Raw genomic sequence first — 14,120 nt, 5'->3', positions numbered from 1 at the left:
GGCCGATCGCGAGCCCGACCTGACTGCCGCCGGCGGAGAACGCGACGAGGCCCCCAAGCAGGAGAAGGAAGTGCCGTTCGCCGCGTTCGTCCCCGTTACGGAGGTCGTACCCGATGACGATCGCCCAGAGGACCGCTATGAGCGTCGTCATCGCGACGACGCCGACGGTATCGCCACCCGGGATCCAGCCGCTCGAGGCCTGAGCGATCGACGCGCCGCCGCCGGGCGGCCCGAGGACGGCGAACTCGATGTTGGCGACGATGACGCCGATCAGCGCCGCCAGCGCGACGATGAGGTACTCCTCGGCGATCGGTTCGGCCCGCAGCGTCCGCGCGATCGCGTAGGCGATCCCGCCGCCGACGAACGGCGTCAGGACCCACAGGGTGACGATCTCGGTGTACTTCGCCCAGGCCGGATCGCCGCCCATCGCGAGACCGACGCCGACGACGGCTCCGGTGACGGTGAACGCGGTCGCGATCGGATACCCCGCGAAGACCCCGATCGCGACGAGCCCCGCCGCGATGATCAGGGCGATCGTCGCGGCCGCCGGGGACAGCGTCACGCCCCCGATCAGCTCCGTTCCGACCGCCTCGGAGACGTTCGCTCCCTGCAACACCGCGCCGGCAAAGCCGAGGATGCCGACGAAGAAGCCGGCTCGCATCACCGAGATGGCGTTCGCGCCGACCGCGGGGGCGAACGGGGTCGACCCGCTCGAGCCGGCGCCGATCGCCCAGGCCATGAACAGACTGGCGGCTGCGGCGATCAGAAACGTCGCGACCGTCACGAGTTCGACCATCTGTCCGACCTTACTCGAGGCCCCTACAAGTGTGTGCCGACCTGCAATCGCCGTCTTCGCGGCCGAGAGCCGGCGTCGATACCGTTAGGTGTTAAGTGTTGGCCCTCATATCGAAGCGTAGCTATGCGCGATCAGCAGCGGAGATTCGACAGGCGGGAGTACCTGACGCTGGCCGGGGGAGCCGGGGTCGCCACGACGATCGGCCTGGCCGGCTGTCTCGAGGACGCGGAGGACGGGAACGGGGACGACGAAAACGGTGCCGACGGCAACGGAGACGACGAGGACGTCGCCGACGACGGCGAGAACGGCACCGACGACGGGGAAGGTGAGACGATCGTTCCCGGCACCGCGCCCGGGTTCGAACCCTTCGAGATGAACGTCGACGGCGAACTCGTCGGCTTCGACATCGATCTGCTCGAGGCCGTCGTCGCCGAGACCGAGTACGAACTCGGCGACTGGGAGGAACTCGAGTTCGACTCGCTGATCCCCGCCCTCGAGAACGAGAACATCGACGTCATCGCCGCGGCGATGACGATCACCGAGGAACGGGAGGAGTCGATCGCCTTCACCGAGCCGTACTACAGCGCCGACCAGTCCGTACTGGTCCAGTCCGGCGGGGACGTCGAGCCCGACGAACTCGAGGACCTCGAGGGCCTCGAGGTCGGCGCCCAGTCCGGGACGACGGGCGAGGGCGTCGTCGAGGACGAACTCGGCGACGACGTCGACTACACCTCCTACGACAACTACGTCCTCGCGGTCGAGGAGTTAGAGCGCGGTACCCTGGACGCGATCGTCATCGACGAGCCGGTCGCCGAGTCGTTCGCGGGCGACCGGGACGTCGAGATCGCCTTCACGTTCGAAACTGGCGAGGAGTACGGCTTCGGGGTCCGGCAGGACGACGAGGACCTCCAGGAAGCGCTCAGCGAGGGGATCGCGGCCGTCGAGGAATCCAGCGAGTACGACGAGATCACCCAGGAGTGGTTCGACGAGTAGCCTGATCGGCAATGGAAGGCATCGTCGCGCTGACCGAGCTCTCGACGGCGCTGCCGGCGGGGCAGCTCCTGCCCGTTAGCGAGGAGCAGGTCGGCCAGTATCTCGGCGAGGACTGGGAGTTCGTCTACCGGAACAGCGACTACCTGCTGTGGGGGACCGTCGTCACGATCCTCCTCACACTGACCAGCATCCTGCTCGGCTTCTTCGCCGGCTTTCCCGCCGGCGCGATCGAGGCCTACGGGAGCGGCTACTCGCGGGCGCTCGTCCGCAAGTTCGGCGTCCTGTTGCGCGGGACCCCGATCCTGGTCATCATGATCTTCACGTACTTCGTACTGCCCATCGAGATCGTCCTCAGCGCCGCCGAACTCGGACTCCGCTCGATCGAGTTCGTCCTCGGCCCGACGCCGTTTACCGTGCCGACGGACGTTCCCGAAGCCTTCATCGCGGCGACGATCGCGCTGGGCTTTCGGAGTGCCGCCTATCAGTCCCAGATCTTCCGGGGCGCCCTCGGAAGCATCGACGAGGGACAGATGGAGGCCGCCCGCTCGATCGGCATGAGCCGTCTCGAGGCGATCCGCCACGTGATCGTCCCCCAGGCGATGCGTCGCAGCGTCCCGGGGTTCCAAAACGAGTTCACGATCGTCCTGAAAGACACCTCGATCGCCTTCGCGATCGGCCTCGGGGAACTGCTCAAGCGCAGCCACGACCTCTTTACCCAGCAAACGACCGCCGTGCTCGAAATCATCCTCTTCATCAGCCTGCTCTACTTCGTGTTGACCTTCGGAACCAACCGCACGCTCGACTATGTGAGCAATCGCTTCGCAATCCCAGGTGAATCGTCGTGAGTGATCGTCCAAAGACGACCGACGGTACTGGACGGGAGCGCGGCGCCGACGCCTCGAGTTCGGCCCGCGGGACCGAAACGGACCCCCTGTTGCGCCTCGAGGACGTCCGGAAGTCCTACGGCGACGAGGAGGTGCTCCGGGGGATCGACCTCGAGATCGACCGCGGGGACGTCGAGGTGCTCGTCGGCCCCAGCGGGAGCGGGAAGTCCACGCTGTTGCGGTGTCTCAACCGCCTGACCGAGGTCGACAGCGGTCACATCTACCTCGGCGACACAGAGATCACCGCGTCCGACACCGACCCCAACGCCGTCCGCCAGCAGATCGGGATGGTCTTCCAGGATATCAACCTCTTCGCCCACCTCACCGCGCGCAAGAACATCACGCTGGGACTGCGCAAGGTCCGCGGGCTGAGCAAGGACGAAGCCCGCCGACGGGCCGACAGCGAACTCGACCGGGTCGGACTCGCCGACCAGGCCGACTCCTACCCCGCACAGCTCTCGGGCGGCCAGAAACAGCGCGTCGGGATCGCCCGCGCGCTGGCGATGGATCCCGAAGTGATGCTGTTCGACGAGCCCACCAGCGCGCTCGACCCCGAACTCAGCAACGAGGTACTCGAGGTGATGCAGGGGCTGGTCGCCGAGGGGATGACGATGGTCGTCGTCACCCACGAGATGCGCTTCGCCCGCGGGGGCGCAAGCGAGATCACGTTCCTCGCGGAGGGCGAGATCGTCGAACGGGGGCCGCCCGAACGGCTGTTCGAGAATCCCGAGCGCGAGCGAACGAAGCGATTCTTCGAGAGCATCCGCCATGAGTAGCGAACTCGATACTGGGGGTCGCGCGCGACCATGAGCGTCGCCGACGTCCTGGGGATCGACGCCGGCCGGCTCCGGGAGTCGACCGACGACCTCGGTCGGATCGCGATGGTCGTTGCCGGGATCGCCTTCTGGGGGTGGCTGGTCACGCGCTGGCTCTACGACTGGACGCTCGGCCGCTGGGGGATCGGTCCTGGCGAGGGCGAGAACTTCCTCTCGCCGGCCCCGTTCGAGGGAGCTGCGACGGCGCTCGAGGGCTCGGTCGTCGCTCTAGGCCCGGTCAGGATACCGGTCGACTGGCTCGCGACCCTCGCCGACGGGATCGCGCTGGCGATCGACATCGCGCCCGCGCTGGCGACCGGCGCGTGGTACACGGTCGTCCTGACGACGGTCGCGATCGTGCTCGGCTTCTTCATCGCCGTGCCGACGGCCGTCCTCCGGGTGTACGGCGGCCCGTTCCGGTGGATCGCGCTGTCGTACACCGAACTGATCCGGGGAACGCCGCTTCTGGCCCAGCTGTTCGTCCTCTACTACACGCCCTACCTGGCGCTGTGGCTCAACGACGTCTCCATCATCGGCGAGGGGTTCGTCCCGGACTACGCGTTCTGGATCGCGATCATCGGCTTCACGATCAACGGCTCGGCTTACCAGGCCGAGTACATCCGGGGCGCCCTCGAGAGCGTCGACGAGGGCCAGCTCACCGCCGCGCGGGCGATCGGGCTCTCCAAGCTCGAGGGAATCCGCCACGTCGTCCTCCCCCAGACGCTGCGGTACGCGATCCCGGCCTGGACGAACGAACTGGTCTACCTGATCAAGTACTCCTCGCTGGCGGGCTTTATCACCGTTCCAGAACTGTACTACCGGGCCAGCCGGATCGCCTCCTCGACGTTCGAGTACACGCCGATCTTCACGCTGCTGGCGCTGGTCTACCTCGGTATCGTGCTGTCGGCGACGAACCTGATGACCCGCGTCGAACGCCGGGTCGCGGTTCCGGGGATCGGACAGGCCGATGGCCGCCAGCAGGGTTAGTTCGTCGTCGACTTCGAGTTGTCCGTGGGCTCGGGTGGCGGCTCGGCGCCCTCGATCGCCTCGGCGGCCTCCGTGTCCTTTTCGACCTCGACGTGCCAGCGGTCGATCGCGTCCTCGAACTCGCTGAGCTGTCCGGAGACGTCCTCCTTCAGGACGTCGTCGTTGACGTTGACCTCGAAGATGAACTGCTCGCCCTCGCCGCGGGTCGACTGCTGGATGTTCGCGCTGATGAGTTCGTTGTCGAAGTAGTAGGGCGCCAGCTGGGTCATCACGTTCTGGTAGACGGTGTCCTCGACCCGCCGGAGCGCCTTGCGGCTCGCGGAGTCGGCCGCCCGCGCGACGTAGTCGATCGACTCCTTCCAGTCGTCGACCGCGGCGTCGGCGTCGTCCTTCTCTAAGTGTTCGTACGACTCCGACAACTTCTCGCCGGCAGTCTTGATGTCGTCGTCGGGCTCCTTGCCGGCGCGCTCCCCCTTGCCCTCCTCGACGCTGGCCTGATCGGCCGTCTTCTCGCTGACGTCTCGCTCGAGCGTTTCGTGGGCTTTCGGGCGCCACTCGTCCCACTCGTCGAAGGCGCGGGCGAAGCTCGCGCCGTAGTCGTGGTCGGGGTCGTGGACGCCCGCCTTCCGGAGCGCGCGCGTGATCCGCTCGCCGTGCTCGACGACGTCGCCCCAGTCGCCGCGAACCTTGAATCCGGAAATGCTCTCTTCCATTCGGCTGCGCGCTGCTATGCGTTGGACCGACATAAGTTTCGTCGCTGCGTGAGACCGCCACTCTCGTGAGACGTGGGCACGCGACCCGGTCGTCCGTCGAGGCGGACCGACACCGTGAAAGTGTCGGCGCGTGCCTGTTCGAGTAATGACGATCGAAGACCGGGAGGACGCACACCTGATCACGCACGCCCTCGCGAAACACACGCTCTCGCAGCTTCGGGACATCGAAACCGAGCAGGTCAGCTTCCGGAAGGGACTGGTCAAGCTCGGCCGCATCTGCGGCTACGAGATCATCGACGGCCGGATGGAGACCGAGTACGTCGAGATCGAGACGCCGCTCGAGCCGACGATGGGCGAACGGATTCGGGGACTCGACGACGTCGTCATCATCAACGTCTTACGCGCGGCGACGCCGTTCGTCGAGGGACTGCTGAAGGCGTTCCCGCGCGCGCGCCAGGGGGTCATCAGCGCGAGCCGCGACGAGGAGGCCGGCCGCGACGAGGACGGCTCGTTCCCGATCTCCGTCGATTACGTCAAACTCCCCGAGATCCACGAGGAGGACACGGTGATCATCGCCGACCCGATGCTCGCGACCGGGAGTACGATGTGCACCGTCCTGGAGCACGTCATCGAGAACTCGCCCGAACCCGAGAACCTGATCGTTCTCTCGGCGGTGTCGGCACCCGAGGGACTGCTTCGGGTCGACGAAACCCACCCCGAGGCCGACCTGCTGACGGTCTCGATCGATGACCGCCTCGACGACGACGGCTTCATCGTCCCCGGACTGGGCGACGCCGGCGACCGGGCGTTCCGGACGACGTAGGCGGCGCTCGAGCGCGGGCGGTGTTCGTCCGGAGTCGGAGACGGGGTCAGTTGCAGGTGTCGATCCCGAGCAAACTGTTGACGGGACAGCGCTGAATGACCGCGGTCGCCGTGATGTCGCTGCCGGCGACGAACGCCAGCGTCCCGAGCGTTCGGTCGCGGTTCCGGTAGCCGACGACTAGCAGAACGACCCCGACGACGATCCGCAGCGCGCGGTCAACTCCGCCGACGTTCGGTTTCATCTACACGGAGGAAGGGACGCTACGCACGTCACTCTATCCCCTGAACCCCTCCGTTTCCGGTCGAACCCCGGCCACGTCGTGCGGTTTCGATCGCCGATCTCGAGTCGAAACGGTCCCGAACCGTTCCCCGACACACCGTCTCTTCGTCGTTCGACCGGCTGAAACGACCGTTACTCGCGCCGGCGTCGCTCGAGCACTCGCAGCCGCTCGACCCGCGTCGCCGTCGGCGGATGCGTGGCCGGCCGCCAGCCCAGCAGCCGGCGGACGGCGGCTACCGTCGGCGCGACGAGTCGCTCGCGGAGCCATCCGCCGATTCCGGTCACCACCCGGTCGAAGAGGGCTGGCTCTCCGATTCGCTCGAGCGAGACCGGCGACAGGTATCGCTCGACCCAGCTTTCCTCTTCGTCCTCGGTAACGTCCTCGAGGCCGAGCGGCTGCGGCACGATTCCGAGCGTTGCACTGGCGTGGACCCGCGCGTCCTCGACGGGACGCGAGCCGTCGCCGAGCGTCTCCAGGGCGCTCGCCAGCGCCGCCGGATTCCCGGTGAGTCGGCTCGCGCCGCGATCGGCGGCGTACTCGCGGGCCCGCGAGAACAGTCCGAGGACGATGGCGTTCGCGCCGAGAAGCACCGCGCCGACCGAAAGCGGGAGGCCGAGTTCGACCGACACCGACCGCCCGCTCGCGGAGAGCGCGCGGCTCCCGATCCAGGCTACCGCCGCGAGGAGGGCGCCGTTGACGGCTACTACCAGCGCGAGCGCGCCGAGCATTCGAAGCTGGAGCCGTCGGTCGGGCGAAAGCGGCACGTTCCGCTATTTCGCTCTGTTCGACAATACTGTTTCGGCAGTTGTCACCTCGAGCGCGGAATTGTCGAGCGCTACTCCTCGCTTTCGCTCGCTTCGTCCGTCTCGCTCTCGTCGCCATCGTCGTCGTCCGTCGCGCTCGAGAGCCCCGCGTCCCGCTCGCGCTCGAGGGCGGGCGGCGCGTCGTGATAGCTCGAGTAGCCGTCGAACCAGCGGGCGATGCGCTCGATACGGTCGACGACGTGGCCGGGCTCGCCGCTGCGGGAGAGCTCGTGGCCCTCGCGGGGGTAGCGGACGAGCCGCGTGTCGACGCCGTGTTTCTTGAGCCCGAGGTAGAACAGCTCGGCGGTGTTCGCGGGGGTCCGGTAGTCCCGATCGGAGTGGAGCACGAGGGTCGGGGTCTCGACGTTCGGGACGTGGGCGACGGGCGAGCGCTCCCAGAGGAACTCGGGTTCCTCCCAGGGCGTCGTGCCGAAGTCGCCCTCGACGAGCTTGAACGCGTCCGTCGAGCCGTAGAACCCGGTGAGATCGTAGACGCCGCGCTGGGAGACCGCCGCCCGGAACCGGTCGGTCTGTCCGGCTGTCCAGGCGGTCATGAACCCACCGAAGCTGCCCCCGGTGACGTACAGTTCGTCCTCGTCGACGTACTCGCGCTCGCAGACGGCGTCGACGCCTGCGAGGACGTCGGTCAGCGTCACGTCACCCCAGTCGCGCTCGATGGCGCTCATGTGGTCCTCGCCGTAGCCCGTCGACCCGCGGGGGTTCGACCAGAAGACGACGTACCCCCGCGCGGCCAGCGTCTGGAACTCGTGCCACATCGTTCCCGACGTGGTCCACTGGGAGTGGGGCCCCCCGTGGATCTCGACGACCAGCGGGTACGTCTCGTCGGGGTCTCGCGAGCCCTGCTCGCTCGACGCTTCCGAGGTGCGTCGCACCTCGCCTCCAAAGTCCGGCGGCGTGAGCAGCCAGCCCTGGATCTCGCGTCCGTCGCTCTCGAACCACACCTCCTCGGGCTGGCGGACGGCCCGATCCGAGAGGTACTCGTGGTTGACCCGGGTCAGCCTGACCGTCTCGGCACCGCCCCGGGTCGTGAGGAACAGATCGCCGGGGTGGTCCCACTCGCTTTGGGCGACGGCGACGGCGTCGCTTCCGACCGAGAACGACTCGACGGTGACGCCCTCGCCGTAGACGCGGGTCGGCTCCTCGCTCGCGTCGCCGGGGACCGACCAGAGCACTCGCGACCCCTCGTCGGGCGTCGTGAAGTACAGCGACTCGCCCTCCGGGTCCCACTCGAACGTCGAGTTGTGACCGATCGTCCGATCGAGCGATTCCGTCGGCGTGGTCTCGGTTCCAGTCGAGCGGTCGTGGACCCGGAGTTCGGTCTGGCCGAGCGTAAACCGCTCCTCGTCGGTGTACTCGAAGGCGACCCGACCGTCGGTCGTCGCCTCGAGTCCGCCGATCCAGCCCGTCGTCTGCGTGAACGCCTCCGTCTCGTCGGTCGCGAGATCGTGCTCGAGCAGGTCGAACGTGATCGAGTCGTCGGGCTGTTCGCCGGTTTTGGTCGCGTAGTAGACGGTTTCGCTGTCGCCCCAGGTCGGGCCGACGTGGTCCGCGTCGCCGTCCGTGAGTCGGGTGATCGCTTCTCCCGCGTCCCCGTCGTCCGCCGAGGGATCGACGGCGCCCTCGAGGGCCGCCTCGACCTCGAGGACGTAGACGTGACTCCGCCGGCCGTCGAGGTACTCCGTCCCGGCGCGGTAGATCATGCGGTCGATTACCCGCGGATCGGGCGTCTCGGGTTCGTAGCCGGGATCGACCGCCCGGTCGCGTCCGTCCTCGCGGTCGGCCGCGGTGACTCGCTGGGTAAACAGGAGGCGGGAGCCGTCGGGGCTCCACTCGAGGTCGTCGATCCCGCCGACGACGCCGGTGAGCCGCCGTGCCTCGCCGCCGTCGGTCGGCAGGAGCCACAGCTGTTGTCGGTCGCCCTCGCCGCGGGTGCTGGCGAACGCGAGGAACTCGCCGTCGGGGCTCCAGCGGGGCTGGTCGTCGACGCCGTCGGTCACGGTGAACTGTCTCGGCTCGTCGCCGCCGACGGGGACGACGTGGATCGTCGCCGCGGTCGTCTCGCCGTCCTCGGAGGTCCGGCGAACGAACGCGACCCGCTCGCCGTCCGGTGCCAGTCGCGGCTCCGCCGCCCGTGCGATCTCGTGGTAGTCGGCCGCCTCGATTCGGTTCATGGCAACAGGTGCCGTGGGATCGGCGAAAGTATTTCGATTCGTAGGTGAGATCGATCGATGACCGAGGACGGTCCCCTCGACGCTCGTCCGATCATGAAGGACTGGTACTGTAGGTCGTTTCGAACGCCGCGAGTATACCCCTCGTCATCCGAACCGTTCGCTCGCAAACGAACGGAAAAATCCGAAGCAGCTATTAACGTATTCCGCATTATATATTCTGTATGGTTCGACATATCAAGCGGCGCAAGTTCATTGCGCTCGGTGGGGCTGCTGGAATCGTGGGAGTAGCCGGCTGTATCGGGGAAGACGCCGAAGAGGAGGCGAACGGGGACAACGGCAACGGCGACGACGACGCCAACGGCGACGAGAACGGCGGAGACGAGGACCTCGAGGAGGCCGACCCGGACGAGGGCGGCGAAGTGCTCTCCTGGCACGCGGGCGGCACCGAGGGGACGTACTACCCGCTGTCGGGTGACGTGAAGTCCATCGTCGAGGAGCACTCGCCACACGGCATTCAGGTGCAATCGACCGGCGCGAGCGTCGAGAACGTCGGCAGTCTCCAGCGGGAGGAGGCCGACTTCGCGCTGATTCAGAACGACATCGCCTACTTCGCGTTCAACGGTACCGGTATCGACGAGTTCGAGGGTGAACCCGTCGAGAACCTCCGCGGGATCGCCTCGCTGTACCCGGAGACGATCCACATCGTCACCCAGGCCGACTCGGGCATCGAGACCGTCGAGGACCTCGAGGGCGCCTCGGTCAACACCGGCGACGTCGGCAGCGGGACGCAGGTCAACGCCCTGCAGATCCTCGAAACCGCGGGCGTCGAGGACTTCGACGAGCAGAACACCGACTTCGGGACGGCCGCCGACCAGATCGGTGACGGCGACGTCGACGCCGCGGTCACCGTAGGGGGGTGGCCCCTCGGTGCGATCGAGGACCTCGCGGTCAATCAGGACATCGCGTTCGTGGAGGTCGAGGAAGACCTCCGCGAGGACCTCATGAACGAGGCCGAGTGGCTCGCCGAGGACACGATCCCCGGCGGGACGTACGACGGCGTCGACGACGACGTCGAGACGGTGTCGGTCCAGGCGATGATCGCCACCCACGAGGGGATGGACGAGGAGATCGTCGAGGAGGTCACGACGGCGATCTTCGACAACACCGACCAGTTCACCACCCAGGCCGACTTCATCGACGTCGAGTCCGCCCAGGACGGGATGCCGATCGATCTCCATCCCGGCGCCGAGGCGTACTTCGGCGACGCCGAGGAGTAAGGAATCGACGCCGACCGGCGTCGACTCCGAGGCCTCTCGACGGACCGCCACTCGACCACCGTGAGCGTAACCAGACGACGACTCGTCGCGTCCGCTTTCGCACTGTTCGGAGCGTCCGCTGTGACGATCTCGGCGGCGACCGCCGGCCGGACGCTCGTCGTCGCCGACGCCGCCACCGAGGAGCGACTGCTCGAGATCCCCGTCGACGACGGCGAGGAGGTGACGCTGGCGTACACCCACAGCGTCGAGCGAACGCCGGTCGAGGACGTCTACGCCGTCGACGGCGACGAACTGCGAGCCGTGAAGTCGGTGTTTCACTCCTTCGGGGCGGGGTTGCCGACCGACGTTACGCGCACCGACGAAGGGTACGTCGCCGAGGGGAGCGGTCGTCACGACGAGCTGTACGTCGTTCCCGGCTCGATCGCCGGCCACGAACTTGTCGTCGGCGACGATCGCTACGATCTCGTCGCTGTCGCCGACGGCGGCGTCGTTCTGTTTCTGACCGATCGAACGGTCGGGGACGCGATCGGTGATCGAACTGCCGCAGTCGGTCGTCTGGACGCGGTCGCCGACGGCTCTCCAGCGGATGGGCCGACTCGATCGAATCAATTACAACGCGGGTATCACTAACTAATGGACGCTATGCGAACCGCTGAGGGGAGTACGAACGGGTCGAACGCATGAGTATAGACACTCGAGATACGGACGCGTTGAGCGAGGAAGAGCAGCAGGAACTGATGGAGGAGGTTGAGCGCCGGCGAACCCATCGCGGGCTCGCCGTCGTGATCGTCGGTCTGATCGCGATCTCGTTTTCGGCGTTCCAGATGTGGATCGCCGCCCGGGGGTACGTCTTCGGCACGACGCTCCCGATCGTCGGCGAGGTCCGACTCGTCGGGCTCCAGCAGCTGCAGGTGAACGCGATCCACGTCGCGTTCGCGCTGGTGCTCGCGTTCCTACTGTTCCCGGCGAGTCGCGGCGACGGCTTCCTCGCTCGCCGTCTCGGTCGGGTCGAACCAGCCGTCAGGCGACGGTTCGGCGACGATCACGCGCTCACCGGTGTGACCGCCCGCACGGCCGGGTTCACCCGCTGGGCGGTGCTCGATCCGGACATGCGCCGGATCGCGCCGATCGACGTCCTCCTGGCGCTGCTTTCGGTCTGGCCCGCCTACTACATCGCGAGCCACTTCGACGAGATCCGAACGATCGGGGTCCACCGGTTCGAGGGGACGCAGTCGATCTACGAGGTGTTTCCGCCGTTCGTGGCGACCGAGTGGCTGCTGGCGACCGTCGCCGGCGTCGACGTCGATATCGGCGGCACGCTCGCCGACGCGGGCGCCCCCTTCGCCGACGCCTCGGCCGCGTTCATACTCGCCGTCCTCGGGATGGTGCTCGTCCTCGAGGCGACCCGACGCGCGCTCGGACTCCTGCTCGCGTCGCTCGTCGCGACGTTCATCGTCTACGCCCGATGGGGCTATCTCATCCCGCGGGACTCGGCGATCGGCGCGCTGACCATCCAGCCGGATACCTGGGGGAACATCATGTACAACCTCTGGTACACCGTCGAGGCGGGGGTCCACAGCCAGCCCGTCTCCGTCAGCGTTCGGTTCATCTACATCTTTATCCTGTTCGGGGCGTTCCTCGAGATGAGCGGCGCGGGCAAGTGGTTCATCGATCTCGCCTACTCCGCGACCGGAACCCGCCAGGGCGGCCCGGCGAAGGCGAGCGTCGTCTCCAGCGGGTTCATGGGAATGCTCTCGGGATCCTCGATCGCGAACACGGTGACGACCGGGGCGTTTACCATCCCGCTGATGAAGCGGTCGGGCTACTCGCCGGAGTTCTCCGGGGCCGTCGAGTCGTCCTCGTCCTCGGGCGGACAGATGCTCCCGCCCGTGATGGGCGCCGCCGCCTTCCTCATCGTCGAGTTCACGGGGACACCCTACGCCGACGTGATCATCGCCGCGACGTTACCCGCGCTCGCCTTCTTTTTCGGGATGTGGGTGATGGTCCACTTCGAGGCCGTCAGGGGCGGGATCGGCGGCCTGCCGCGCTCGGAGCTCCCCGCGGTGCGAAGCGCCCTGCGAAGCGGCTGGTTCTACCTGATTCCGATCGTCCTCCTGCTGTACTACCTCATCATCGCCCGGTACTCGATCAACCGGGCCGGCTGGTACACGATCGTCGCCGTGATCGCGCTGCTCGCGGTCGTCGCCGCCTACAACGAGCGGACCCGCGTTCCGTTGCTCGCGACGATCACGGCGCTCTTCGCCGCTCACGCTGCCGCATACGCGGCCGTCGGCGTCGGTCTCGTCGACGCGATCCTGGCGGTCGCCGGACTCGAGCCGACCGGTGAGCCGCTGTCGGCCGCCGCTGCGATCGGCGCCGCCGCTTCCGACCTCGGCATCATCGCGATCCTCGTGAGTGTCGCGGTCATCCTGCTTCAACCCCGCGGCGACGCGCCGCTGCTCGAGTTCGACGATGCGGTCGACGACGCCGCAACGGGAACCGCCGAGAAACTCGACCGCCCGACGCTCGCGAGCAACAACGCCTACCGGTTCGGCGCGTTCGTCCTGAAGTCGATGGACTCCGGGGCGCGGACCGCCACCACCGTCGTCGTCGCCGTCGCCGCGGCGGGCGTCGTCCCCGGGGTCATCAGCGTCTCCGGCCTGGGGCCGAACCTGGCGGCACTCATCAGCGCCATCAGCGGCGACTCGATGCTCGTACTGTTGCTTTTGACCGGCGTCGCCTCGATCATCTTCGGGATGGGGATGCCGACGACCGCGATGTACATCATCCTGGTCGCGATGCTCGAGGCACCGCTGGTCGAAGCCGGCGTGATCCTGCTGGCCGCACACCTGTTCGTCCTCTACTGGGGGCTGATGGCCGACGTCACGCCCCCGGTCGCGGTCGCGGCCTTCGCCGGGGCCGGCGTCGCGAAGGCCGAAGAGATGAAGACGGCGGTAACCGCCTTCCTGCTCTCGCTGAACAAGGTGCTGGTGCCGTTCGCGTTCGTCTTCTCGCCGGGGATCCTCCTCCTGCGGGACGGCGAGGTCATGGGCTGGGCGGACGTCACCGACGTGGGCTACATCGTTCCCGACGTGGTGATCCCCGTCGTCGGGATGTTCGTCGGGGTCTACGCGCTCGGCGTGACGATCATCGGCTACCAGTACACCGAGGTCACCTCGGCGAACCGCGCGCTGTACTCGATCGCCTCGATCCTGCTGATGGTCCCCGAGATCCCGCTGTTGCTCACGGAGGCCGCCCTCGCGCTCGCGGGCATCCCCTCGGCGCTGACGATCTTCGAGATCACCGCCTCGCTGCGGGGCGTCGGGCTGGCGATGCTCGCCGTGTTGACCTACCGGAACCGCTCGCGGGCCGACCTCGAGGAGGCCGACACCGATACGGCCGCCTCCGCGCCGACGGCCGGCGACGCCTGATACGGTCCGCCGTACCGAGTCCCGGCGCAACCGCAGAACGGCTCGCGGTTGCGCCGTCACTGACGTACGGCAGTCCGTACGATTTCGATCCAGTCATTATTTTAACTAGTCCGACGTAGTGGGCGG

The 14,120-nt window shown here is 67.5% G+C and carries 13 protein-coding genes; 8 read left to right on the top strand and 5 right to left on the bottom strand.

What is annotated here, in order from left to right; translation table 11 throughout:
- Nucleotides 1–796: inorganic phosphate transporter (locus tag ACNA7R_RS07425; protein ID WP_416282931.1), on the bottom strand; the 796-nt coding region annotated here is incomplete at its 3' end.
- A 123-nt stretch (nucleotides 797–919) separates the two neighbouring features.
- Here ACNA7R_RS07425 and ACNA7R_RS07420 point away from each other — a divergent pair.
- From ACNA7R_RS07420 to ACNA7R_RS07405, 4 genes are read left to right on the top strand one after another with little or no spacing between them, the layout of a single operon-like run.
- Nucleotides 920–1,789, top strand: a complete 870-nt coding sequence (locus ACNA7R_RS07420) for a transporter substrate-binding domain-containing protein (protein WP_416282930.1) — start codon at nucleotides 920–922, stop codon at nucleotides 1,787–1,789.
- An 11-nt stretch (nucleotides 1,790–1,800) separates the two neighbouring features.
- Complete coding sequence (locus ACNA7R_RS07415) at nucleotides 1,801–2,634, top strand: amino acid ABC transporter permease (RefSeq protein WP_416282929.1); 834 nt, start codon at nucleotides 1,801–1,803, stop codon at nucleotides 2,632–2,634.
- On the top strand, nucleotides 2,631–3,449 hold the full coding sequence (locus ACNA7R_RS07410) for an amino acid ABC transporter ATP-binding protein (protein WP_416282928.1): 819 nt from the start codon (nucleotides 2,631–2,633) through the stop codon (nucleotides 3,447–3,449). The genes ACNA7R_RS07415 and ACNA7R_RS07410 overlap by 4 nt, the downstream gene beginning before the upstream one ends.
- A 30-nt stretch (nucleotides 3,450–3,479) precedes the next feature.
- Nucleotides 3,480–4,475, top strand: coding sequence for an amino acid ABC transporter permease (locus tag ACNA7R_RS07405; RefSeq protein WP_416282927.1), 996 nt, complete (start codon nucleotides 3,480–3,482; stop codon nucleotides 4,473–4,475).
- Here ACNA7R_RS07405 and ACNA7R_RS07400 read toward each other — a convergent pair.
- Nucleotides 4,472–5,188: a DUF5828 family protein gene (locus tag ACNA7R_RS07400; protein WP_416282926.1), complete on the bottom strand. Its 717-nt coding sequence runs from the start codon at nucleotides 5,186–5,188 to the stop codon at nucleotides 4,472–4,474. The genes ACNA7R_RS07405 and ACNA7R_RS07400 overlap by 4 nt on opposite strands.
- 145 nt (nucleotides 5,189–5,333) lie before the next feature.
- Between ACNA7R_RS07400 and upp the strand changes: the two genes are divergently transcribed.
- Nucleotides 5,334–6,011 (top strand): uracil phosphoribosyltransferase, encoded by a 678-nt coding sequence (gene upp / locus ACNA7R_RS07395; RefSeq protein ID WP_416282925.1) that lies wholly within the window; start codon nucleotides 5,334–5,336, stop codon nucleotides 6,009–6,011.
- Between the two features lie 46 nt (nucleotides 6,012–6,057).
- On the opposite strand, the gene ACNA7R_RS07390 is transcribed toward upp, so the two are convergent.
- The 3 genes from ACNA7R_RS07390 to ACNA7R_RS07380 form a co-directional block, all read right to left on the bottom strand.
- Complete coding sequence (locus ACNA7R_RS07390; protein WP_416282924.1) at nucleotides 6,058–6,252, bottom strand: DUF2892 domain-containing protein; 195 nt, start codon at nucleotides 6,250–6,252, stop codon at nucleotides 6,058–6,060.
- A 170-nt stretch (nucleotides 6,253–6,422) separates the two neighbouring features.
- Entirely contained in the window at nucleotides 6,423–7,055 is a 633-nt protein-coding gene (locus ACNA7R_RS07385) for a M48 family metallopeptidase (protein WP_416282923.1), read from the bottom strand.
- 71 nt (nucleotides 7,056–7,126) lie between these two features.
- On the bottom strand, nucleotides 7,127–9,286 hold the full coding sequence (locus tag ACNA7R_RS07380) for an alpha/beta fold hydrolase (RefSeq protein WP_416282922.1): 2,160 nt from the start codon (nucleotides 9,284–9,286) through the stop codon (nucleotides 7,127–7,129).
- Between the two features lie 221 nt (nucleotides 9,287–9,507).
- Here ACNA7R_RS07380 and ACNA7R_RS07375 point away from each other — a divergent pair, with 221 nt between their 5' ends.
- From ACNA7R_RS07375 to ACNA7R_RS07365, 3 genes are all read left to right on the top strand, one after another.
- Nucleotides 9,508–10,563, top strand: a complete 1,056-nt coding sequence (locus ACNA7R_RS07375; RefSeq protein WP_416282921.1) for a TAXI family TRAP transporter solute-binding subunit — start codon at nucleotides 9,508–9,510, stop codon at nucleotides 10,561–10,563.
- 120 nt (nucleotides 10,564–10,683) lie between these two features.
- Nucleotides 10,684–11,193 (top strand): DUF1850 domain-containing protein, encoded by a 510-nt coding sequence (locus ACNA7R_RS07370; RefSeq protein ID WP_416282920.1) that lies wholly within the window; start codon nucleotides 10,684–10,686, stop codon nucleotides 11,191–11,193.
- Between the two features lie 50 nt (nucleotides 11,194–11,243).
- Complete coding sequence (locus ACNA7R_RS07365) at nucleotides 11,244–13,994, top strand: TRAP transporter permease (RefSeq protein ID WP_416282919.1); 2,751 nt, start codon at nucleotides 11,244–11,246, stop codon at nucleotides 13,992–13,994.
- Nucleotides 13,995–14,120 lie beyond the last annotated feature (126 nt).

It is taken from the genome of Natronococcus sp. (genome assembly GCF_047921035.1).
Taxonomy (GTDB): domain Archaea; phylum Halobacteriota; class Halobacteria; order Halobacteriales; family Natrialbaceae; genus Natronococcus.
Note: the sequence above shows the minus strand (reverse complement) of the source record. Positions and strands in the feature narration are given on the sequence as shown.